Origin of the sequence: Pseudoalteromonas sp. S2721 (assembly GCF_005887425.1) — a bacterium.
Taxonomy (GTDB): domain Bacteria; phylum Pseudomonadota; class Gammaproteobacteria; order Enterobacterales; family Alteromonadaceae; genus Pseudoalteromonas; species Pseudoalteromonas simplex.
In genome coordinates, this window is sequence record NZ_PNCZ01000061.1 from 16415 (window position 1) to 39162 (window position 22748).

Below are 22748 nucleotides of genomic sequence, written 5' to 3' on the forward strand. Positions count from 1 at the left end.
AGTCTTGAAGATTTACAGCTCAACTAAGTTGTTAGTGAAAACATTAATAGTACTTTTGTGCTTTACTCAACATACCTTACAGGCACGAGAATGTAGTGCTATGCCAGAATCTGGCAATGTATACTCTGTAATTAATAGGGGGTCTGGCCTTGCACTTGATGTAAATACCAGTGATTCTAGCTCAGCCCCGAATATTATTAGCTACGAATACTGGGGTGGAAATAACCAAAAGTTTCAGCTTATTCAAGAAGCAGATGGCTATTGGATTATTCGCTCTAAATTTAATAATAAAGTTCTTGATGTGTTGAACTCATCGCAATCAAATGGTGCAAATATAATTGCTTATGATGATTGGCAAGGAGCAAATCAACGTTGGTTGTTAAAAGCATCTTCATCGGGCGGCTTCAATATCGTTAATAAGTTAACCGGTAAATCTTTGACAGTTGCAGGCTCAAATAATACTGCAAATGTTTATCAAAATGATGATGCTGGCATCAGTTCACAAAGATGGTTTATTAATCCAGTAAATGGCGACTGTGGGACTTCAGGTACCGTGCCAAGTGATTTAATAGGATTTGCATCTCAAGCAGGCCAAGATGGATTGAGCACAACGACCGGTGGTGGTAATAACACAGCCATCACAGTATATAGCTGTGATGATTTAAGTACGGCGTTGAGTTCTAGTTCTGCTGCGGTTATTCAGGTTCCAGATAACACCGTGATTGATTGTAGAACCGCCAATAGAACGGTGCCAGCTTGCCCACTTGATTGTGGCCAATGGGGTGATTACGGTAAAACTTGGTACAGAATACCTGTTGGTAATCAAAGCTGTAGTGAGTTGGGAAGTAGCTCAAACTCAACCGTGAATGTTACCCGCAATGATAGACGTATTATTGTGCAATCAAATAAAACGCTGCAAGGGTTAGGTAAAAACTCGAAAATAATTGGTGCCAGCCTCGTTATCAGTAATCAGCGAAATATTATTATTAAGAACATTATGCTTGAGGATATTAACCCTGCGCTTGTTGAAGCTGGTGATGCTATTTCAATAGATGATAGTAGTCATGTATGGGTTGATCACATGGCATTTAATAAAATAAGTGATGGATATATTGATGTGGACAATAGTCAAAACGTTACTTTAAGTTGGAATCGTTTTTACGGGCATAACACGCAAGTTTGCGCTAACCAGCATTGGTATACTCATTTATTCAGAAACTCTCAAATAACAGCGCATCACAATTTTTGGGATACAGCAGCAGGGAGAAACCCTAAAGTCGATGGCTATAATTCACGTGTGCATATGTTTAATAATTACTGGAAGAACATTACTTACTTCTCAATTAGTGCAGGTAATGGCGCTGAGGTTTTAGTAGAAAACAATTACTTTGAAAATTCAGCAAAACCGCACTGGAATCAAGGCTCGGGTTATTTTAGTGCCTCAGGAAATGTTTACACTGGAAGATCAGCAACTGATCAATATCGTGATAGCGGAGCAGCGGTATTTGGTGATGTTCAACTCTATCCATATCGATTAGATGATCCAAATTCTTTGGGCAGTAAAGTGAATGGCGGAACAGGCCCACAATAAATACTTATTGTGAGTTGGAAAAAGCTCAGCTATTACTAAATAGCTGAGCTTAACGTTTTAAATTGCAACTAAGCTTTGCTCCAGCATCGCTTTAATTTGCTTAACAATTTTAGCTTCTGTTTCTGGCTCAAATTGTTGAATACGTGGGGTGTGAATATGCCCTGTAGGGATGTCTGAATTAAGCTCATCACGCAGGCGAATACTACGGTACGAAATTTCATTTGATAAGTAGCCGCCGCCACCGCCTTTTACTGCAATCGCACCTTCTAACTCTTTAAGAGATTGTGGCTCAAATGCTTTTTCAAGCGTAACGACTTTATGATTGTCGTTGATTGGGAATGGCCCTTTGGCTTTTTGCATTTGTTTAACTGGTAAGCTAAAAGTGACAAACTCATTGCCCGGAAGTGGGCGGTCGTTAAGGCTCGAAATTTTCGGTGCAGTGGCTGTGCCGCCATACACAATATTGGCGTTATCGGGCGCCGTTACACTACGGCGTTTACCTGGAAAGCGTTCAAGATCAAAGTCTTTACTGCCCATACTAATAGTGGCAATCATATCGACATTGTTAAGTGCGTAATAGGGCGCAAGTAATGATTCGATAATACCTTGATCAAAGTCTTCGTAGCGTACTGGCACCATTACCGTATTGATCTCTGCGCTAATGCCATTGTAATTAATCACTTGGCCATCAAGTAATAATGCCGCAACACCTGATGGGTTACTTTGATTAATATTTCTATCTAATAAGAATGGATCAAAACCTGTAATTAAAATGCGTTTATCGGTTTTTTTACTGTAATCAAGGTCGGTTCGGCCTCGGCTGCCATTTTCAAGCATGGTTAATAACGCGGTTTGTTCACTGTCGGTCATTGCAAACTGAGGTTTGCTGGTGCGAATAATCTTGCTTGAAAGTAAACGTGCCCAATACAGCTCTCGGTCGTCGAAGCTGTTGGTTTTAATTATACGCGCTTTGGCATCGCGCCATAATTGTTTGGCGTAATCATCAATAAGGTCACTTGCTTGCTGATAACTGGTGGCAGCTTGCCACTGTTTTTCAAATTGATTTACTTCATCAGAAAAAGCACTCAACACCTTTGGCATGGCTTTGCTGGCTTTTTCAATACGCAGTTCTTCAACGGTTAAATTGGCTGCAAATGCAGTAAATGACGAGGCGATTAAGCTAGTGGCAAGTAAAACTTTTTTCATGATTATCCTATTTAGTTACAGCAGGTTTTGTAGGCTTGAGTTAACTATCCTATGGATAAAAGCTGAGCGCAAATAAAATTGCTCAAAACAGAATTAGAGAAATAATGAATGAACAGAGGTAGCGCTTTTGCTCAATACTTTACCTCAAAGGAAGGACTTTAAATGTTCGATATGAGTTAATTAATTATCGTTTTTCGGTAATTTTGGTTTGTTTTTTAACTTTTTCAGTGCCATATTAGTTTTTTTACTAGAAGGATCGTGAAAATGAAATTTGGTTCTATAGCAATCGTTTCGCTGATTGTGTTGTTATTAACTGGTTGTACGACAATTAAAGTTGAGGAGTCTCACTTTTTGTATCCGGATAAAAAAATAACGATGCAGGATATACAAAATGTTGATGCGACAGCCAAAAAGCAAGAAGTAACTTTATCCACCGATGAAGGCATCACTCTTAAGGGCACCCTAATTAAAGTTGCAGATGCACGCGCAACAGTTATTTACTTTGGTGGCAACCAGTTTCGCGTTAGTGCCGCAGGCGGGGATCCTGCCAAGCTACTTTTACCTTTTCAGGTAAATATTCTAATGATGGACCATCGCGGTTATGGGCTGAGTTCTGGAGTACCCAGTGTGGCTAACCTAAAAGCTGATGCATTACTGGTGTTTGATTATGTGAAAAGCAGAGCCGATCTAAGTACTTTGCCTGTGGTGATCCATGGTCATTCTTTAGGAAGTATGATCGCAGGTTATGTTGCCAGTCAGCGCAACGTCGATGCTCTCGTACTCGAAGGCAGTGTGACAAATGTTGAGCAGATGACAGCAGCACGAATTCCGTGGTTTGCTAAACCGTTTGTTAGTGTTGAATTTAGTGAAGAGATTAATCAAGTTGATAATTTAAAAGTATTACAAGTTTACCAAGCACCGCTATTAATAATCACCGGTGAAAAAGACACACAAACGCCACCTGAGTTAGCGGAAGATTTATATCAACATGCAAAATCTCAGCAAAAGCAGCTTTACATTGCAAAAGGTAAGCATCATTCAAATGCGTTGACAGGTAAGCAAATAGCGACTCACTATGAGCAACTTTTAAAACAAATAACACTGAGTAAATCGTCATGAAAAAAATAGTGTGGATGAGTACGCTGATCCTAAGCTTGCTACTTTTTACGCTTACTAGTTTGTTAGTAACAAGTATTATTGTCCTTTTCAGTGACAGTGATGTGTTAAGTTTTACGCAAAGTAACGGTGCGCATATGTGGATTGGCCTTGAAGTCAGTGGATCTTGGCAAGGAATCGCTCAGACATTGGGTGAGCATGGCTTTGATAGTGTTTTATGGCTGGGTCTTGTGCAATTGCTGCCGTTTTTTCTTATCAATATAATTTTGATTCGGTTATTTCTGCTTTACCGATGTGGATCTTTTTTCACTATTGAAAATATCCAATGTTTTAAATGGTTAGGTGGCGTATTATTAGCGCAATTTGCACTAGTTGTATGCTATCCACCACTACTTATAACTCTTCTTAATTTTGCAACAGGAACTGATATGGGAAGAGTCGTGACGATACAAGATACTGATATTATAGGTTTAGTGGTGGGGTTGATTATTTATGTTATTGGTTGGATTATGGGCCAAGCACAGCAACTACAAGAAGAGCAAGAGTTAGTGATTTAATGGCGATTATTATTGATTTAGATGTTGTGTTAGCTAAGCGAAAAATGAAATCTACAGAATTAGCTGAAGCGATAGGTATTACGCCACAAAACTTATCCGTTCTTAGGGCTGGGCGAGCTAAAGCTGTACGCTTTACAACCTTAGATGCAATTTGTAAGCACTTAGGTTGTCAGCCAGGTGATATTCTGCGTTTTGAAGATGACTAACGCAAAATGAGTTTTGTTTGTTTAGTTTGAGCGTCTTTTAATAACTTGCGGTATTTTGCCGGGGTGACGTGCATTATTGCTTTGAACTCTTTGATTAAATGGGGCTGATCGGTAAAGCCACACTCTACAGCAATATCTGCAAAGCTTTGCTCAGGGTTCTCCTTAATTGCTTGTTTAGCCAGTTTTACTCGGTAAATACGTTCAAAATATTTAGGTGTGACACCACATTGCTCCTTAACCTGCCTTTCAAGCTGACGTTGGCTCAGTGGGGCACGCTGATAAGCCGTTTCGAGAGGCGTTAACTCAATGAGATTACGGATTAAATGTTTTGAGTGTTTATTATGTTGATTTAATCTGTGCTGGCTAGTGAAATACGATTTGACCAAGGTCACAAACTTTTCGAGGTTGGCACTCTGTTGCAAGGTTTTTGCTATAGCATTTAATGAGCTCTTTGCGACGATAGGGTGTGCAGAGCGTTCAAGTTCAGGTAATACGGTCGGGTTAAAACGAATACCACAGAACACAGCATTTTCTGAAAAAGTAAGTTTAGAAGCATGTGTAGATGTTTGTTGGAATGCATAAGGGGGGAGCAACTGATGGTCATCAAGCAGTAGCTCACCTGCAACAGGAAATATAACACCTGTAGCTCCGTCACAAGCAAGCCATTGCTCCCCTTGAAAATTCGCCTTGGCAAACCAAATAGCTTGAATACTTTGGGCAATATCACCTTTAGGGGTCATCAGTTCTAAGGTAAGGTGGTTACTCATTAAACTCCACTTCAGGTTTAAACATTTTCACAATACGGTTCCAACTATTTATAGCATTAATAGCGATTGTGAGAGCGACTAACCCTTCGTCTGTAAATTCTTTAACTAGCGATTGGTAGAAAGTATCATCAATTGGCTGTGCTTGTGTCAATTTTTCTGACAAAGTTAGCGCAAGTTGTTCTTGGTTAGTGTAAAAGGGCATATCTTTCCAAGCACATAAACCAATAATACGGTTCGTAGTTTCACCATAGTCTTTTGCTTGTTGTGTGTGCATCGCAATACAAAAAGCACATTGATTAAGTTGCGACACTCTTAATTTAATAAGCTCCCATGTTTTTAAGCTGAAAGTCGTTTCGGCAGCCTGTTTTATAAGTTGCTCTTGTTCCATTAGGTGCTTTATTAGCAGTGGTTGTAAAGAAAAATAGTTAGCTCGTTTCATAAATGATCCTTAAATAATATTTTCAACGAGCTTAGTGCTTATGCATTGTTTAATATTGCAAAAAAACGACATTTTATAGAGTTTCTTAGACACGCCAATTAGCACCTTATTTTGAATCCTGCTATGCTACGCGCATTTGCAACACTGAGTATTTGAGATGATTAACGATAACGATGTAATTGAAACATTAGATGAGTTAGAAACGTTTTTACGCCTAGTTGAAAATGGCGGTTTAGGGCTTGAGAACGTAGCCGGAGTTGCACTTGCTACAAACAATAGTGATGGTCGCCCATTTGTTGCGGTGCTTGATGATAGTCATAAGCTGCTACTGGGTCGTTACGTAAGTAATGATGTTTATGAAAACGGTAAAGATATGATCCGTTATGGGACTAAAAAGCCGCATTAATCATTACTGGTTACGAGTAAAAGTGGGGCGAAGACGCCCCATTTTTATTTGTATTCGGCAAGCTCTCTGTGAATGCTCATTACCAGTTCGCTAGGAATGCATAACTGATTGGCCAATGTGTCTAAGTAGTGTTTAGAAACTGTTTGGTTCAAATCAATTGCACTGGCACTGGCTGCATATACTTCAATACCCATTTGTGCGTTTGGCACAGCGGCAACTAACTCTGATAGTTGCATTGGTTTTCTTAGCTCATCAAACAGCATGGCTTTTTCTTGCACTGACAATTGCATTGTTTCTACTTGTGCGAAGATTTTTTGTCTTTCGGTTTCATCAATGTGGCCATCAGCATAGGCAGCTGCAATCATAGCGCGCATGAGTAATAATTGCCCATCACTGTGATTATCGTCGATTGCATCAGTGAATGACTGCTCAGGCAGCGTGGCGGGAGTAAAATCAAAACCACGTGAACTCGTTTGCTGAACTGGGGCTGATTTTTGCTCTGAATATTGTTTATAGGCTTTCCAGGCAAGACCACCTACAGCAGCCAATGCTCCGTATTTAACGGCTTTTTTACTGCTCTTTTTACTTTTTCTGCCCATCAAGCTCGTTAGCCCACCGCCGGCAACTCCACCCAAAAAGCCATTCAGCGCGCCTGATTTATTTAAATTACCCACTAATTTTTGTAAGTCTTTCATTGTTCTCTCCTTGCAGATATGTGCCCAGATTAGGTGATTTAAAATCAAAAGGAAACGAGATAAATGTTACAAAACACATCAGTTAACAATTGGTGGTATATTTTTATTGGGTATTCTATCGGCAATATTAATATCTGCTATTGGGGTGAATAGCGATTAACTTAAGTCAAGAAAGCCAGCAAACTAGCTGGCTATCTATTGGTGAAAATATAAGGTTTAAATTAAGGTAAACGTCCCTTGCATAATTGCGTAGTGACCAGGGTATGAGCAGAAAAATGCATAATTTTCGCCCTCTTTTAAAAGGTTGCTTGCGAAGGTTACGCTGGTTTGTTCGCCACCCCCTATAATTTTAGTTGCAGCAAGTACACGGCTATCACCTTCTTTTAGGTAATTTTTGTCAAGCCCTGCGCCCATGCCATCGCTGGCGATATCTGGAATATCTGCTTGTTTAGAAAGCACCCAGTTATGGCCCATGGCATTTTTTGGTAATTTGCCAGTATGTTTTAGTGTTACCGTCACTTCTTTACAGCTTTTTGGGGCAGTTAATGACTTAGTTGAAAACTGCATCATATCGTTTGATTCAATTGTTAGTTCACATTCATTAGCATTTGCTGAAGCTGCAAGAATAAACAAAATAGAGCCTAAAATTTTCTTCATGGTATTCTCCTTAAATGAACATATTTACACAGTGGCACGTGCATCTTTAGTTAGTTGAACAAGTGCTTTTCGTACTGCTTGAGGGTTATCACATACCTCATTAAAAGGGATGTAGTAGTTCTTGTTATGGCTTCTGATGTAGCAGCCTTGCGGTAGCAAACCATTCATTACTGGTGCTGTGTCGTCAACATGGTAGTGATGGTTTAGAATTAAGGACATTGCATCTTTGTGGTCTTCGTTCATATGATTGATCATATGCAGCTCTTGGTTGTCATCCCATGCTTTTTCTGATGTAAGCCATTCATCTTTTTCAATCCAAAAAATCTTGCCAAAGCCGCCTATATAGCGAATGCGAACAGGGTCTAATTGCCATAAGTTAAAGTCATGAGCGCTACGATAAGAGTCAGCTTCTGGGTATAAAGCAATATATTTGTTGAGTAATACTTCAGCATTTTCTGCTGGAACTAATGAGCCATCACCCACGATGGTTACTCGACCATGTTCGTTTTGATCGCCTGTTTGCGCTGCATCAAATATTGTTAGGCTCATGCGCTTGTCGTGAACTAGGTTTTTAGTGTGTTGAGCAATATCGCTGATAAAAAAATACAGTTTTCCTTGCTCATCACACATGTAAGGAGTTACAGAGCCAAATGGATAGCCGCGTAAATTATATGAAAGGGTAGACATTACTCCGCTATTTTTTTTGTATACCAATTGCTTGGCGTCGTTGACGGCTTGTGTTCTCATGAAAACTCCTGACGTTGAGAATAAATCATTGGGGCGTCATGCAGTGGATGTGACTTAACATACAAAGGCATGGCGTAAATGTGTTTTAAATTATGTTCAGTGAGGACATCTGATGTTCTGCCAGACGCCAAAATGTGTTTTTGATGCAACATAATAATGTCGCTGGTATAAAGACTTGCTAAATTTAAGTCGTGGATTGCAATAATGGCGGCATTGCCTTGCTCAACAAACTTGTTAACACAACCCAATAAAGCATGCTGGTGGCGCATGTCGAGCGCTGAAGTTGGCTCATCTAATAACATGAGCTTCGGCTGAGCATCATCACTAAATGCATCGAGTTGCGCTAAACAACGCGCCATATTCACTCGTTGTAACTCGCCGCCCGATAAAGCCGTGGCACGACGATCTCTCAAGTGACCCAGCTCCATAAAATCAATGTATTGAGCTACTTTTTTAGCACAGTGCTGCGTTGTTTCTTTGTAAGGGTAGCGCCCCATTGAGACAAGCTCTTGCACTGTGAATGCAAAACCCAGCTGCTGAGACTGCATAACAACGGCACGTTGATGGGCCAGTTTAGCTTGGCTAAATTTTGCTAAGGGGTGGTTGTGGAGCAGTATTTCACCTTGATAAGGATGACTTCCGGCTAGAGTGTGGAGCAAGGTGGATTTTCCAGCTCCATTTTCACCAATTAAGCCCACACATTGACCTGCTTTAATCTCACCAGTTAAATCTTGCAAGATGGCTTTTTCGCCGTAATTAACACTTAAGTTATTAAAACTAAGCAATTGCGCCTCCTTGCTTACTTTTTAAAATAAGGTAGATAAACAAAGGCGCACCAAGTAGGGCGGTGATAATCCCAATAGGAAGTTCTGCTGGCATGACTAATGTGCGTGCGAGCCAATCAGAGAGTAATAAAACGATAATGCCAAGCAACATACACAAAGGCATCATAACCCGTAAATGGGGACCCACCATAAGCCTTGCAATATGCGGAACAACCAAACCAACAAACCCGATTAAGCCTGTCATTGCGACACTTGCTCCCACACCTAATGCAACTAAAATAATGATTTGAAATTTAAGAGTCTGCGTGTTTATTCCTAAATACTGAGCTTGTGATTCACCTAGCAGTAAACAATTCATAGGTTCTTTTAAATACCACAGGCCAATTGCACTGATAAGTAATAGTGGTAATGCTTGATTTAAATTAGCCCACGTAGCACCACCAAGTGAGCCCATAGTCCAATAGTTTATTAACCTCAGCGCACTGTCATCAGCATAAAAACTTAATAACCCTATTAATGCAAAGGCAAGAGCGTTTACTGCTACACCGACCAAAATCAAGGTCGTCACATTAACTTGACCGGCCTGTTTAGCGATAAGGTAAACAAAAAGCGTGACAGCCAATGCACCTAAAAATGCGGCATAAGGTAAATATTTATCGGCTTGAAAATCAAATTTCGCACCCAGTGCGATAAATGCCACTGCAATAACTGCAGCGCCTGAACTAATACCAATAATAGATGGGTCGGCAAGTGGATTACGGCACAGGGCTTGAGTCGCCGTTCCTGTTTGAGCCAGCACTAAACCAATCATTACTGCTAACATAAAACGTGGTAAACGAATTTGCGTAACAACATTAATTTGTAACGGGTCAAACTGTGTAAAGTGCTCTGGCGCAAGCCAAGCAATAGCTAAACGCCAGTCCCAGCCGGCGGGGCCAAAACCAATACTTAGTAAAGATAAGGCGGCAATACTCAGAACGCAAAGGACTATCCATTTTTTAGGAAAAAGCCTTGTTCTTAGCACTATTGGTAAAGTAATTGAACCGTTCATAGCTTATTGCGATATTCACTAACTTGCTCAATGGCAATCGCTATTCTTGGTGTTAACCCCAATGATAATAAACTATCCATAACCAGTAACTTACAGTTTTGTGCTGCTTTTAATAAAGATAAAGCGGGCAGCTTACAAAATGCATCTTTACCACCTAATGAGTAAACGACATGAGCAGGTGCAATAATAAAATCGGGTTGCTCTACGGCAAGGATCTCTCTATTTAATGGTTTAAAGCCTGAGTGAGTCTGCGCTAAGTTTTTAATTCCAGTATATTCAAACAACATTTGCGGCACGGTATCAGTACCGGCAGCAACTAAGCCTCTATCATTGGCCGATAATAGAAAAAGTGCTTTTTTACCAGTAAGCGAAGATTTTTCAGGTAAGCTATTTTGGATTTTTTGATTTAAAGCACGTGCTTGCTCTTGCGCACCTAATTCATTACCTAAATTAGTAATTAAGCTATTTAGCTCACTGATAGAGTCTGGCTTAGGGTAGGTTTTTAACGTTACACCAGTCGAACTGATTTGTTTCAATACTTCAGGTCTGCCAGTTCCTTCAAGTGCAAAAAGTGCCGTTGGGCGTAAAGAAAGTACACCTTCCGCAGCAAGATCGCGGTAATACCCAACCTGAGGTAACTCTGTGGCCGCTTTTGGATACATACTCGATTGATCAACACCTACTAGCTCTTGCTGCTGACCTAACGCGAATATAATTTCTGTTAATGTTCCTCCGGCACTTACTATTCGTTGCTCAGCGAAGACTGAGCTTGAAAGCAGTAATAACATGACGCTTAAGTATTTCATATTTGCACTCACTTGAATGATAGTAGCCCTATTATAATTAATTAAATGCAAATGAAAATAGTTATCACAATCAATATGCGTTTGGGGGTGTAACTTCGTAGTTCAACTCTTTGTGCTAGTCTTGTTGGATGAAATTTAGATTATACTCGATCATCTATTACTTTGAGGGCGGGAGGCTTGCATGAGGCGTTTTTATGAAACAGAACGAACTTTAATGGATTATCGAGAAAGAGAAAAAAGCCGTTGGCTTAGGATGCTTTTTATTACTGTGATTAGTATTGCAATTTCTTTACTGATTACTTTCTTGATTCTTCTTGCTACAGGGACAGAAATGATGCCTATCATTTTTATTATAGCGACAATTGCTCCTGCAGTTACTGCACCAATCGTTTCATGGTCTATTAGTGGTTTGATGATTAAAGTTCAAAAATTAGAGGAAACACATCGAAAATTAGCAATGTATGATCATTTAACAGGATTGCTATCTCGTCGAGAGTTTCTAGCTCAAGGGAATGAACTATTGCAAATGTGTCAAAGTAATAATCAACCAGTTGTATTTGCTTATTTAGACTTAGATCACTTCAAAAAAATTAATGATACATACGGTCATGCTGCTGGAGATGAGGTATTGGTAAGTTTTGCAAACCTAGTCAAGAAAACTTTAAGGCAAGAGGATTTACTAGGTCGTTTAGGGGGCGAAGAGTTTGCTCTAATTTTGGTAAACACGCGAGTGGTAGAGGCAAAAAAGAAGCTAGAATTGCTCCGTAAATCTGTCGCAAAGATGACAATTAATTACGCTGAGCAACCGCTAAAGATTACAGTTAGTTTAGGGGTAGCTGATTGGGACCGTCCTCATGAAGAAAACTTAATATCGTTAATGAAAAGAGCTGATAATGCACTTTATAGTGCTAAATCATCTGGGCGAAACCAGCTTGCATTTGCCAAGCTATTTTAATGGCTTGCTCCATAAAAACACTGATATATTGTTTGTCTTTGAAACATCTAAATTCTTTAAATAATTTTATTTTTTAAGTAGGGCGCATGTTACGATTTTTTTCTATAGACCAAGGTGTGATCACAGAAACAGAGCCAGCTGCTGATATGTCTCTTGCAACCGCTATTAAGAATGCCCATTGGATTGATACTATAAATCCGACTGAAGAAGAACGACAAGCGCTGGCAAGCACCCTTAATATCACCTTACCCGGCGCTGATGATGTTGAAGAAATCGAGGCCTCTTCTCGTTGCTTTATCGACCATGAAGGCTTGCATGTGCATGCGCTTTTCATGTCACCAAACGAAGGGCGCTTTAACACGGTAACCGTAGCTTGTTTGTTACAAGACAACTGTTTGCTGACAATCCGCGATGATGAACTAGCCGATTTTCGTCTATTACGACTACGTGCTCGGAAAGGGCAAGTGGCGTGTGATAATCCAAAGCAACTTTTGGTGACTTTATTTGACCAAAAAGTCGAAAACCACGCTGATATGCTTGAAGACATGCATCATCAGTTAGAAAAACTCAGTGCCTATGTACTTGAAGAGGATGACTCTGACTTAGAAGAAGCCGTTAGCCGAATTTCTCGCCTTGAAGATAATAACGGTAAGGTGCGTTTATGTTTGATGGATACGCGCCGGAATATTTCGTTTTTACTGCGCCACCTAGGAGCGCCGACAGAAGACCGCGAATCACTACGTGAAATTGTACTCGATATTGATACCCTTATGTCTCACTGTACATTTTTGTTTGATAAGGTGAATTTCTTAATGGACTCGACTCAGGGTTTTATTAACATCGAACAAAACCAAATTATCAAAACCTTCTCTATTGCCTCAGTGGTGTTTTTACCTCCAACCGTTGTCGCCAGTATCTATGGGATGAATTTTAACAGTATGCCTGAACTGCAATGGGCATGGGGTTACCCGTTTGCAATTGGCATTATGTTGCTGTCTGGCTTTGCACCTTACTTGTTCTTTAAACATAAAGGTTGGTTGTAACAAAGCATAAAAAAGCCCAGCAAATGCTGGGCAAGGGGTCTTCGGATAGACCTAGGGGGTTTAACCTTTCAATTCGCCGGTAGACGATTCAATATGCGCACGAACAAACCATTGGAATTGTTCTAAATCAGCCAGTTGGCCGGTGATCATATCTTCAGAAACTGGGTCTAGCTCACCAAGCTTTTCGATAGCAGCACGGTGATCTTTATTAACACCGTTATACACTTTATCAAGCGCTGTTAGGTGGTCAGTAACTAAGCCTTTACCAATTGAATAATCTTGCCAAGTACGGCGTTCTACAATTGATTGAGGTGTGCCAACAGGTACACCGCCCATGGTTGCAATACGCTCTGCAATCGTGTCAGTCATCTCTTGCACTGCGCTTACTTGTGGGTCTAACATTTCGTGTACACCAATAAAATTAGGACCAACAACATTCCAATGAATGTGTTTTAAAGTGAGGTGTAAATCGATTAAAGCGACCATGCGTTGGTCTAGAATAGCAATCGTGTCCGCTGCAGCTTGGTCTTTAACACCCGGTGCTGTAAATTCTGCGATTTTTGATGATGAATTACTCATTACTCCTCCGAGATTATCTGTAAATTTCCTTTCGCTTTTAATCTAAAAAGCATGTGTAATTACACAGAAGCAAGCGTTGTGCCTAATAATTTTTAAATTATAAGGTTATGAATTTAATAGATTAATTTTATTTAAGTCTTGAGGGAGGGTGATACTAGCTAAGAAGAAGTATGAAAACTCTGCACACCTTCTGTAAAAAATTCAGTGTGCAGATACAAAGTTACGACTTAAGAAAGTAAAGCCGCCGCTAAACGAACAAAATCAGATGAGGTTAGAATGCCCACTAGGTTGTTATCTTTATCAACCACAGGCATGCAGCCATGACGGTTTTCAACAAAAAACTTAGCAACTTCGTGTAGCGGTTGCTCTGGCGAGATACTGGTAAAATCGGTAGCCATAATATCAACCACTTTAGTTTGCTTTTCCTTGCGTTCGAGGGCGCTGGCACTGTAATTAGCCATGATATTCATTACCTGAGCAATCATGATTTTTTGCGTTAACATGCCAACCAAACCACCATGCTCATTGATCACAGGGATATGACGAACATTTTTCTCTTTCATTAGATTATGAGCATCATGCAGGGTATTTTGCGCGCTAATAGCAAATGGGTCTGGCGTCATTAAATCACTAACTAGGTGTGTCATGGCTACATCCTTACAATTAATCAAGTTGTGGTAAGTTTAGCGCTTATCTAGTTAATTTCACTTAAGTGAGATCAAAGTATTAGTGATTAACGGTGTAATTACTTATGCAGTTCAGCAGTAGGTAAAAAGATGTAATGAGGATAATTTTTACCTTTAAATATTAATTTTATGAATTATTAGCTTGTTCAATTAGCGTATAAGCATCATGCGCTTTTTCACTTGGTTTTATGCCTTTTCCTAAAATGATTGTTAATTGTACGACTATTGTGCGCTCTAATAACGTTGACTCATGCAGTGCTGGCGAAGTTTGACTTGTGCAGGTTAATAAACCGCAGTGGGCTCTTTGCTCGAAACGAGGTTTGTTAGTGGGCTTGGCGCGTTCAACATCAACTGCCTGCTCGGCAACGAGAAACCAGTCATAACCGGTGTCTATCGTAATGTTGGCGGCTTGCAGCATACTTTGCTCAAGCGCTGAGCGCTTTGAACCGTGACGAGTTTCGTATCGAAGGATATATTGATTATCCGCAAGCTGCTTAGTTGTTAGACCAGGAATGTTTTTATCATTCGAATGTTGGCTGCTGGTGCAGCCAATTAATACAATGGCAAAATAAGCTAATAATACGTGTTTCATGATTGTCTCGCTTATTGCCAATGGTTAGTTAGTGCTTGTTGTTCGGCGTTACGATCTAACGGCTGGCCTTGAATGTGCTCGTCGATGTAACTATCAAGCGCAGGTGTTTTACTTGCTAAGCGATAGCTTTGGCTTGACATTGCGCGTTGCTCGCTCGATGCATGAAGCTGCCAAATTCCTTGTTGTTTACAAGCAATATGTGTTTGCTGGGTAGTTTTAGAATACAGCGTGTATTGGCGGCAAAAATCGCCATTAGTATTAACAAAGCTAAGCTGTGCAGTTAGGCTTCTGTTTGTATCTAATAGTGTGTTGTCGCCACTCAGTTGTTGATCTAATGCGTTGGCAATGGGTTGTTCCAAACCTTGTTGTTGAACAAAGCTAGCAATAGCGACTGTAAAAAGCACCGCAATACTTGCTGCAACGGCCATTTGTTTGCGACCAGCTAGTTTAATTTGCTGCCATTTAGATAGCGAAACGACATTCTCTTTATTATGTTGCTCGATTGTTTGTGCAAGTTCATCAGACAAGGGCATTGCATCAATCTGTGCTGCGTGTTGTTTAACTAGCATGTCAACTTCAGATAGTTCAGCTAGGCGTAAAGCGAGTTGCTCATCTTCAGCAATTGCATTACGTATTGCGTCCATTTCGTTTGCTGGTAATTCATTGTCTAAAAAAGCACTGAGTGTTTGGTCATCAATCTTCATGCGTTTTCCTTAGTGAAATCAGGCTTAATTAATTGATAAAGTGCAGCTCTGGCTCGTGACAATTTACTCATCACGGTGCCAACAGGTATCTCGAGGGTGTGCGCAACATCTTTGTAAGCCATACCTTGCACTGCCACGAGGGATACAATAGCGCGCTGTTCATCTGGCAAGGTTGTTAAAGCGTTATTTACCCGCTGCAAAGTCTCTTGGGTTGCGAAACTCTCTTGTTCATCGTCACAGATGGGTTCTTGAAGTTCTGTATTTTGAACTGCCTTTAAGCGCACATTTTGCGAGCGGTATTCGTCGATCCAAACATTGCGACAGATCTTGAAAGCCCATTTTAGTGGTTCAATATCATCGGGCATGCCTTTTTGTAAAAGTTTCTCGATGGTCATTTGTACAATATCATCGGCATCTGCTTGATTGCCGGTAAGCGAAAATGCAAAACGTCGCAGCGCTGGTAATAAACTGGTTACTGTATTTGTCATAGTTTCCCTTATTGGTTAGGGCTAGGGCCGATTAATGAAACAACTCATCAATGATTCAGCCAACTCACACTACTATAACGGGCAAGAAAAAGTTTTATTCCCAATAAATGCAATTTTTCTTTCACTGAAACGTTATAGTAATACCTAACTAAATGAGAAGTCACTGTAACATGAAATTGAAATCAGTCATTTTAAGTAGTTTGTTGTTTACTTCAAGTACGCTATCAGCAGCGATTATTAAGCCAATAAATGGAGTGATAGAGCAGATAGATCCTGTTGTTAATCAACTTGAACCGCGCATCACTAGCCAAGTAGAAAGCATACGCAAACATGAGTTAATCGACGACGCAACAGCCATTGTGACCTCGCTACCTAAAAGGCTAGAGATACTTAATCAGTTGCAGGCTCCTGCATTTGTTGAAGTCGACGTTGAGCATGGTTTTCGTGCAGTTGAAAGGCAATGGATAATGCTCGCGAATGAACAACATCAGGCAAAACTGTTGCAAATTGGCGCGCAAATTATCGTCACTAAACAATACACGTCATTGGGTTTGTCATTAGTGCGGTTTGTTGTCCCGACCAATTACGATTCAAAAGCGCATTTGCAACGTTTACTTTCACTCGATGATGCAGCGTTATTGGACAGAAATCATATTTATCAAGCGCAAAATGGTTCTCAGCAAGATGCGTCTTCATCAAAGCTTACAGCAATGTGTGACTGGTCTGTAAAAATTGGCATGATTGATAGTGCGATTGATACGACTCATCCGGGATTTAGTAACACACAGATAAAAATGCAGTCATTTCTTGCAAATGACTTAGTTTCACCCGATTTGCACGGCACTGCGGTTGCTGGCGTTTTGGTAGGTAAGTATGGGCAGCTCATGCCGTTATTAACTGAGGCAACATTATACAGCGCGGCGGTGTTTTATCAGCAGTCTGATTTTTCACAAGGGGCGACATTAGCTGCAATAGTTGAAGCACTTAATTGGTTGGTTGCTAACGAGGTGCCAGTTATCAATATGAGTTTTACTGGGCCCGACAACGCTATTTTAGCGGCCGCAATCAATGCTACAGCGGCTAAACAAGTAACTTTAGTGGCGGCTGCAGGCAATGAAGGACCTGCTGCGCTGCCACTTTATCCTGCGGCATACCAACATGTCATTGCTGTCACGGCACTAGATAGCCAAAACCGAATTTATCGCTGGTCAAACAAAGGTAATTATATTGATTTTGCGGCATTAGGCGTCAATGTCATGACGTTAAAAGCTGGGGGGTATCTTGGCCGGGAATCTGGAACCTCTATTGCCGCGCCGCGTATTTCAGCGGCGGCTGCATGCTTATCGGCAAAGCCAAATGCTTCTCCTAAAAATATTTACCAGGCGTTACAGCAACAAGCGAATGATTTAGGTGAAGTAGGCAAAGATGCGGTGTTTGGACATGGCGTAATCGATTAAAAGCTGGCTTTTAATGACAGCGAAGCAATACTTTGGGTATAGGTGTTTGCTGCCAGCTTAGATTGATAATCGCCGTACTCTGCTTCAGTAACAATTTGCAAAGAGTCAAAAACAGAAAGCTGCCAAAATGCGCTGACTACACTGCGACTTTCATCCCGAGATGGCTCGCTTTGTGTAAGTGGTTGGTTGATAACTTCTTGGTAGTTTTTATCTTGATAGCGCCAGCTTAATCCTGCTTTATTGCTTATATCAAACGCTTTAAAACGATGAGTGATGCCTGTATTTAAGCCCCAACTTTTAAAGTTATATTGCTCTGAATCAGCATTTTCTCTATCTAAACTAGCGCCTAAAAGCAGCATCGTTTTACCCTGGTTAATAAAGTAATACAGGTTTGAATCAAGCCCTAACCCTTTTGCATCGCGCATTGACTGTGTGGCGAATTGTTTATCTGAAGCCCTAATCGCAGTGCGCAGATAGGTTGTTGGATTAACGTAATGGCCCACATACAAACTTGCTTGATCCAAGGTTAAAAATGTTTCTTTTGCTACTTTTGCTAAAGCACCGTCATAACGAATACCGACATCAGTACCAGAAAGGCTATAGCTAGAATCAAGGCTATATTGATGCAATGCCAAGTCATACTGGTCAAGCTGGTGATAATTGGTTTGCTCGTATCGATAACTTGGTGTGAACTTGAGGTTGTCAGTTGTATGTAACTCAGCGCTAACACCAGCTTTAAGTATTGAACCCGTATCACTTTGTGAAGAAATATCATCTAACTCTTTAATGGCTAAATCAGAGTTAGTTGTTAAGCCAATTTGTGCATCAGCATGAAAAGTCGCATCCTTAGCAAACACTTGAATGCTTGTGGTTAACGCACTTAAGGTGATGAGCTTATTAATTGTACGCATAATAATCTCCTAAAGGAGCGCCGGGGGATAACCCGGCACGCTATTGGTTAAAGGCCTAAGTTCAGGCTGTTTTGAATGTTATTAACGACTTCGGTAGTCGTCGCTGCGGATACTTGCTCAGCAACTTGTTGATTGACGCTGTTGCTAACAGTTGATGAAATGGTTTGCTCAACACTACTTTGTACAGAGCTCATTGCAGCTTGTTGTACATTACTAGTCAGTGATGATTGCAGGTCATTAGTGATTTGCGAGGCTTGACTTAGACCAGCAGAGCTTAGCTCACTAGGCTCTAAAGACGCTAATACATCTGTTTGCTGACTCAATTGATTTTGCATTGCGTTAGTTGTGTTCGAATTAGTGTTCGCGACGGCTACATTACTAACAGCAGATGTCGCAGTTGACAGCATTGATTCACCAGCTAGCGCTACGGTATTGGCAGCTTGAGAAGCGCTTGATACCGAGTTTGTTAAACCAAGCTCTGGCATAGTTCCCGCAGGCTGCTGCTCATCGTTTTCAAGCGTTGTTTGATTATTTGCTTGGCCGCTATTTGAGCTTTCAGTATTCACACCAGCTGATGAATTTTGTGTTGTTGCCGAGCCCGACACTTGAGTTGATTGTATCAGTGTCGTATTCGACGTTGCTTGGTTTGAACTTGTCGAAACTTGACTATTATTTGCTGTTTGCTGCTCAGATGCTACTGATAGTTGCACGTCAGCTGCTGATGAAGCCGCTGAAAAGCCTGTTGCAGTTACGACACAGATTGCGATAAGTGATTGTTTGAAGTTTGTCATTGTCTCGTCCTCTTTTTTGCGAATTGACATAGAGGTAACGAGTGGGCGAAAGGTTTATTCCAAAAAATTTTAACTTTTTTCCATCAAATTAGCTAACTTATTGAAACCTAGACAGAGTTTTCACTTTTTGTTCATTCACAGGTCACTAAGCTTTAAATTTTTAAAGAAGCTACTGCAATGAAAACATGTTTAGTTTTAGCCTTATTATTTTGCTCTGGATCGGTTTTGGCTAATAGCGTCTGTGGCGGAACGACTGCCAATGGCTATGTGCGTAATGCAGTAAAACTACCCAGCAAGGGTGATAACTTTACCAGTTACAGCAAAATGGCAGAGCTGGCAGGGCGTACTTATGTTCATTCGCAGGTAAAAAACATCATTGTTGATACCTACCAAGCGCTCCAGAAATCCCATCCTGATAAACGATACAAATACGCTGAAACGGGCTTAGAAAATGGCGGGAAATTTAGCCCGCATAAAACCCATCAAAATGGTTTGTCGGTTGATTTTATGACACCTGTTATCAACGAAAAGGGGCAATCAGTTCATTTGCCAACACATGTATTTAATCGTTTTGGCTACGATATTGAATTTGATAAACAAGGCCGGTTTGAACAGTTTAAGATTGATTACACTGCTTTAGCAGCTCATGTTGTTGAGCTGCATAAATCGGCAACAGCAAAAGGTTACGACCTTTGGCGAGTGATCTTTGACCCAACCCTGCAAGCTGGGCTTTATAAAACCAAGTATGCCGACTATTTAAAAGAGCATATTCAGTTTTCGACTAAACCATCCTGGGTGCGACATGATGAGCATTACCATGTTGATTTCTTAGTGCCGTGTGAAAAATAGTCTTCAATTCATTACGGTTAGAATTGTTAATTAGATTATACGGTTTTAGTGAACAAGCAGCTGAAAGCTGATAAAGTACGTTGCGCAAAACATGGATGTTTCAACTTGTGCCACTTTTAAGTAAGTCCCTCACGTTTTCTTTAAGAAAAATAGAATCATGCCTCTGTTTGTATTTAATATGCTTAAAGCCTCACTATGCACATAGCTTAAGCATTTTAATTTAGAATTTACTATTAAATATAGAATTTAAAAATATGAAAAAATTAATACAAATCTTTGCTATTTTATTCTTTGTATCAACTTTATCTGCTTGTATGACAACTTATAACCCTGTTCCTCAAGGATATCAGGGCGAAACAGCAACTATAGATGACACCTTCAGAACCATGGCAACTAGTACAGGTCGCTTCTTTTACTTGAGTAAAGTGAATGGTAAAGATGTCAATAACGCTATTAGGGCAACAAACCAAGCTACTTATGGACAAGGTATGGTTCTGTCACCAGTGGGGTTTAGTCGAAAAGTACCAGCAGAGGAAATGACACTAACACTAGTAGCGCAGGTCCATCATGCCGCACCTATTAACTATATGTTTAATTCAGGAACGAATTACATTGTTACAGGTGATGTATCTTTTATTCCAGAAGCAGGACAAAGCTATCTAGTAAAGGGATATTTGAGTAGTGACTTTTCGTCTGTTTGGCTTGTAAATAGCGCTGGTGAGCAAGTATCTGATGCTGTTGTTTTAAAAGGTGATCCTGATAAGAGTACAGCTGTAATCGCCAAATTAGTTAAGGGTAAAGTTGTACTTCCCGAGCCGCCAAAAACGCAAGCGACTATTAAAAAGCAGGTTGCTATCACAACAGAGTCATTTGATAACCCATTGTTTTTTCTTGAGCAGGGGCTAAGCGCAGAAGCTATTATTAAGAAGTTAGGTGAGCCTGATCATATTCGTTATATTGAAAAAGGCTTTTTTAATAACAAGCCTGAAATACAAATATTTCATTTCACAGATCTTGGCAGTGTTCAAATGGTTAAGTCACCTGCAGATGGGCAGTTTTACTCAAAGTTAACTTATAATGTTAATAGCCAAGAGCATTATCAGTTTGTTGATGTAGTGAACCAAGCTGATGGTACCGAAACTCAAATCCTTGGTAAGAAATTTTATAATATCGGTGTTTATAAAGAGCAATACCTAGACGCATTAGCGAATAAGCTCTGGCAAAATAAATATACTGTCGATGGGCGTATGCTAGATGGTGTCGCGTACTATTGTAAAATTATTGCCAATGCACAAACGATGCGTTATCAAGCTATGCTAAAAAGCCTTGTTGCAGATAAAGATGTTCCTTCAAAGTTACGTCGTCATTGTAAAGCGGCCAAAAAAGATATAGACAAATTAAAGCTCGCAACTGTTGAGCAGTTTGAATTTATGTAGTTTAGATCCAAGCCAATTCACTTAATCAAGTGAATTGGTATTTCAATCTTAATAATTATTTAAAACAAACTAAACATCACTGAAGCGATTAACAGTATTGCCATTAGGTAGTTAAATGCTTTTAAGCGCTTTGGGCTGGCAAGCCAGTGTTGTAGCTTTTCGCCAAGTAGAGTCCACGAGCTGACACAAGGCAGGTTAATTAAACCAAATACGAGGCTTACGATTAACACTGAGGTGAGGTTTTTATCTGGGGCATATAAACTAACCGCGCTTAATGCCATTGCCCACGCTTTTGGGTTCACCCATTGAAATAGTGCAGCCTGAATAAAAGTAAACGGCTTACTTTCACTACTGGCTTTTTGTTGTGCGTTACTTGTGGCAATTTTAAACGCCAGATAGAGCAAGTAAGCAATGCAAAATACCTTTAATATCAAGTAGCTTGGTGGAAACAAGTCAAATAGCTGCATGATGCCAAGGCCCACCAAAACCAGCATCAACATAAAGCCAAGCGTCACGCCAAGTAAATGTGGTGTGGTTCTTTTAAAGCCAAAGTTAGCACCTGAGCTCATCAACATTAAGTTATTTGGCCCAGGGGTAATTGATGATACCAAAGCAAATAATGCCAAGGCTGATAAAATTTCAAAACTCATCGCTATCTCTCTATTTGAATTTAGATGCAATTATAAGTTGTAATGTGCGCAATTTTTGCGCTTAATGTTGTTGTGTATATTTAAAGTTCACAATCAAAAATGAAAAAAGATAAAATTAACGACAGAATATTGCATGAGCTTAAACGCAATGGCCGAATTGCTAATGCCGAGCTGGCAGATAAAGTGGGTTTATCGCCATCGGCATGTCTTCGTAGAGTGCAAGAGCTAGAAAAGCTTGGGGTTATTGCGGGGTATAGGGCGGTTATTAATAATCAGGCTGTTGGCCTAGGATTTATCGCTTATGTAGGGGTTGGTTTAAATGAGCACTCAACCGTCTCTCAGCGAGCATTCGAACACGCTCTTGAGTTTATTGATGAAGTAAAAGAGTGCCACAATGTAACTGGCTCGTTTGAATATTTGTTGAGAGTTGAGACGGCGGATCTCAAGTCCTATAAAGCATTTCATGCTGATGTACTTGGCTCAATCCCACAAGTACGAACCATTACAACTCATGTAGTGATGGAATCGCCGAAGGATGAACGCGCTTAGTGAATAGGTTTAGAGCCTTTATATAGAAA

General features: G+C 40.3%; 28 protein-coding genes. 11 read left to right on the forward strand and 17 right to left on the reverse strand.

The genetic code is table 11. The annotated features are described in order from the left end of the window. The first annotated feature begins 4 nt into the window (after window positions 1–4). A complete protein-coding gene (locus CWC02_RS18065; protein ID WP_138619659.1) occupies window positions 5–1591 on the forward strand; it encodes an RICIN domain-containing protein in 1587 nt (528 codons plus the stop codon). Between the two features lie 57 nt (window positions 1592–1648). On the opposite strand, the gene CWC02_RS18070 is transcribed toward CWC02_RS18065, so the two are convergent. Next, window positions 1649–2797 (reverse strand): PA0049 C-terminal domain-containing protein, encoded by a 1149-nt coding sequence (locus CWC02_RS18070; protein ID WP_054551903.1) that lies wholly within the window; start codon window positions 2795–2797, stop codon window positions 1649–1651. Window positions 2798–3061: 264 nt separating this feature from the next. Between CWC02_RS18070 and CWC02_RS18075 the strand changes: the two genes are divergently transcribed. From CWC02_RS18075 to CWC02_RS18085, 3 genes are read left to right on the forward strand one after another with little or no spacing between them, the layout of a single operon-like run. Continuing rightward, on the forward strand, window positions 3062–3916 hold the full coding sequence (locus tag CWC02_RS18075) for an alpha/beta hydrolase (protein WP_228482669.1): 855 nt from the start codon (window positions 3062–3064) through the stop codon (window positions 3914–3916). Beyond that, entirely contained in the window at window positions 3913–4470 is a 558-nt protein-coding gene (locus tag CWC02_RS18080) for a DUF2975 domain-containing protein (RefSeq protein ID WP_138619661.1), read from the forward strand. Before CWC02_RS18075 ends, CWC02_RS18080 begins: the two co-directional genes overlap by 4 nt. Continuing rightward, window positions 4470–4676 carry a helix-turn-helix domain-containing protein gene (locus CWC02_RS18085; protein ID WP_054551900.1) on the forward strand — a complete coding sequence of 69 codons (207 nt, stop codon included), beginning with the start codon at window positions 4470–4472 and terminating at the stop codon, window positions 4674–4676. Before CWC02_RS18080 ends, CWC02_RS18085 begins: the two co-directional genes overlap by 1 nt. Here the strand turns inward: CWC02_RS18085 and CWC02_RS18090 are convergent. After that, the gene (locus CWC02_RS18090) at window positions 4673–5443 is read right to left on the reverse strand and encodes an AraC family transcriptional regulator (protein ID WP_054551899.1); all 771 of its coding nucleotides are present in this window, start codon (window positions 5441–5443) and stop codon (window positions 4673–4675) included. The two genes, CWC02_RS18085 and CWC02_RS18090, sit on opposite strands and share 4 nt — an antisense overlap. Continuing rightward, a complete protein-coding gene (locus tag CWC02_RS18095; RefSeq protein WP_138599883.1) occupies window positions 5436–5882 on the reverse strand; it encodes a carboxymuconolactone decarboxylase family protein in 447 nt (148 codons plus the stop codon). The genes CWC02_RS18090 and CWC02_RS18095 overlap by 8 nt, the downstream gene beginning before the upstream one ends. 157 nt (window positions 5883–6039) lie before the next feature. Between CWC02_RS18095 and CWC02_RS18100 the strand changes: the two genes are divergently transcribed. Beyond that, window positions 6040–6288 (forward strand): hypothetical protein, encoded by a 249-nt coding sequence (locus tag CWC02_RS18100; protein WP_138619662.1) that lies wholly within the window; start codon window positions 6040–6042, stop codon window positions 6286–6288. A 44-nt stretch (window positions 6289–6332) separates the two neighbouring features. Here the strand turns inward: CWC02_RS18100 and CWC02_RS18105 are convergent, their stop codons facing one another. The 6 genes from CWC02_RS18105 to CWC02_RS18130 form a co-directional block, all read right to left on the reverse strand. After that, a complete protein-coding gene (locus CWC02_RS18105; RefSeq protein WP_138619663.1) occupies window positions 6333–6983 on the reverse strand; it encodes a tellurite resistance TerB family protein in 651 nt (216 codons plus the stop codon). 216 nt (window positions 6984–7199) lie between these two features. Continuing rightward, on the reverse strand, window positions 7200–7640 hold the full coding sequence (gene azu, locus CWC02_RS18110) for an azurin (protein ID WP_054551894.1): 441 nt from the start codon (window positions 7638–7640) through the stop codon (window positions 7200–7202). A gap of 24 nt (window positions 7641–7664) precedes the next feature. After that, entirely contained in the window at window positions 7665–8387 is a 723-nt protein-coding gene (locus CWC02_RS18115; protein WP_054551893.1) for a HugZ family pyridoxamine 5'-phosphate oxidase, read from the reverse strand. After that, the gene (locus CWC02_RS18120) at window positions 8384–9172 is read right to left on the reverse strand and encodes a heme ABC transporter ATP-binding protein (protein WP_138619664.1); all 789 of its coding nucleotides are present in this window, start codon (window positions 9170–9172) and stop codon (window positions 8384–8386) included. Before CWC02_RS18120 ends, CWC02_RS18115 begins: the two co-directional genes overlap by 4 nt. Beyond that, window positions 9165–10223: a FecCD family ABC transporter permease gene (locus CWC02_RS18125; RefSeq protein ID WP_138619665.1), complete on the reverse strand. Its 1059-nt coding sequence runs from the start codon at window positions 10221–10223 to the stop codon at window positions 9165–9167. Before CWC02_RS18125 ends, CWC02_RS18120 begins: the two co-directional genes overlap by 8 nt. Further along, window positions 10220–11029 carry a heme/hemin ABC transporter substrate-binding protein gene (locus CWC02_RS18130; protein WP_054551890.1) on the reverse strand — a complete coding sequence of 270 codons (810 nt, stop codon included), beginning with the start codon at window positions 11027–11029 and terminating at the stop codon, window positions 10220–10222. Before CWC02_RS18130 ends, CWC02_RS18125 begins: the two co-directional genes overlap by 4 nt. A gap of 181 nt (window positions 11030–11210) precedes the next feature. Here CWC02_RS18130 and CWC02_RS18135 point away from each other — a divergent pair, with 181 nt between their 5' ends. Then, complete coding sequence (locus CWC02_RS18135; RefSeq protein ID WP_138619666.1) at window positions 11211–11984, forward strand: GGDEF domain-containing protein; 774 nt, start codon at window positions 11211–11213, stop codon at window positions 11982–11984. Window positions 11985–12070: 86 nt separating this feature from the next. After that, a complete protein-coding gene (gene corA, locus CWC02_RS18140) occupies window positions 12071–13027 on the forward strand; it encodes a magnesium/cobalt transporter CorA (protein ID WP_138619667.1) in 957 nt (318 codons plus the stop codon). A gap of 60 nt (window positions 13028–13087) precedes the next feature. On the opposite strand, the gene dps is transcribed toward corA, so the two are convergent. From dps to CWC02_RS18165, 5 genes are all read right to left on the reverse strand, one after another. Continuing rightward, complete coding sequence (dps, locus tag CWC02_RS18145) at window positions 13088–13606, reverse strand: DNA starvation/stationary phase protection protein Dps (RefSeq protein WP_058585578.1); 519 nt, start codon at window positions 13604–13606, stop codon at window positions 13088–13090. A gap of 227 nt (window positions 13607–13833) precedes the next feature. After that, window positions 13834–14253 carry a CBS domain-containing protein gene (locus tag CWC02_RS18150; protein ID WP_054551886.1) on the reverse strand — a complete coding sequence of 140 codons (420 nt, stop codon included), beginning with the start codon at window positions 14251–14253 and terminating at the stop codon, window positions 13834–13836. A gap of 166 nt (window positions 14254–14419) precedes the next feature. Then, on the reverse strand, window positions 14420–14884 hold the full coding sequence (locus CWC02_RS18155) for a CC0125/CC1285 family lipoprotein (RefSeq protein WP_138619668.1): 465 nt from the start codon (window positions 14882–14884) through the stop codon (window positions 14420–14422). 11 nt (window positions 14885–14895) lie between these two features. Beyond that, the gene (locus CWC02_RS18160; RefSeq protein ID WP_138619669.1) at window positions 14896–15588 is read right to left on the reverse strand and encodes an RT0821/Lpp0805 family surface protein; all 693 of its coding nucleotides are present in this window, start codon (window positions 15586–15588) and stop codon (window positions 14896–14898) included. Further along, window positions 15585–16076, reverse strand: coding sequence for an RNA polymerase sigma factor (locus tag CWC02_RS18165; RefSeq protein WP_138619670.1), 492 nt, complete (start codon window positions 16074–16076; stop codon window positions 15585–15587). Before CWC02_RS18165 ends, CWC02_RS18160 begins: the two co-directional genes overlap by 4 nt. Window positions 16077–16246: 170 nt before the next feature. Here CWC02_RS18165 and CWC02_RS18170 point away from each other — a divergent pair, with 170 nt between their 5' ends. Continuing rightward, window positions 16247–17533 carry a S8 family serine peptidase gene (locus tag CWC02_RS18170; RefSeq protein WP_249364135.1) on the forward strand — a complete coding sequence of 429 codons (1287 nt, stop codon included), beginning with the start codon at window positions 16247–16249 and terminating at the stop codon, window positions 17531–17533. On the opposite strand, the gene CWC02_RS18175 is transcribed toward CWC02_RS18170, so the two are convergent. Next, window positions 17530–18444: a surface lipoprotein assembly modifier gene (locus CWC02_RS18175; RefSeq protein WP_138619672.1), complete on the reverse strand. Its 915-nt coding sequence runs from the start codon at window positions 18442–18444 to the stop codon at window positions 17530–17532. The genes CWC02_RS18170 and CWC02_RS18175 overlap by 4 nt on opposite strands. 47 nt (window positions 18445–18491) lie before the next feature. Next, window positions 18492–19235, reverse strand: a complete 744-nt coding sequence (locus CWC02_RS18180; RefSeq protein WP_138619673.1) for a hypothetical protein — start codon at window positions 19233–19235, stop codon at window positions 18492–18494. A 225-nt stretch (window positions 19236–19460) separates the two neighbouring features. Between CWC02_RS18180 and CWC02_RS18185 the strand changes: the two genes are divergently transcribed. Both CWC02_RS18185 and CWC02_RS18190 read left to right on the forward strand, forming a co-directional pair. After that, window positions 19461–20084 (forward strand): penicillin-insensitive murein endopeptidase, encoded by a 624-nt coding sequence (locus CWC02_RS18185; RefSeq protein WP_349304125.1) that lies wholly within the window; start codon window positions 19461–19463, stop codon window positions 20082–20084. Between the two features lie 254 nt (window positions 20085–20338). Next, window positions 20339–21520, forward strand: a complete 1182-nt coding sequence (locus CWC02_RS18190; RefSeq protein WP_054551872.1) for a hypothetical protein — start codon at window positions 20339–20341, stop codon at window positions 21518–21520. A gap of 59 nt (window positions 21521–21579) precedes the next feature. On the opposite strand, the gene CWC02_RS18195 is transcribed toward CWC02_RS18190, so the two are convergent. Next, complete coding sequence (locus tag CWC02_RS18195) at window positions 21580–22170, reverse strand: LysE family translocator (protein ID WP_054551871.1); 591 nt, start codon at window positions 22168–22170, stop codon at window positions 21580–21582. A 99-nt stretch (window positions 22171–22269) separates the two neighbouring features. On the opposite strand from CWC02_RS18195, the gene CWC02_RS18200 reads away from it, so the two are divergent. After that, entirely contained in the window at window positions 22270–22719 is a 450-nt protein-coding gene (locus CWC02_RS18200; protein ID WP_054551870.1) for an Lrp/AsnC family transcriptional regulator, read from the forward strand. Window positions 22720–22748: the final 29 nt, after the last annotated feature.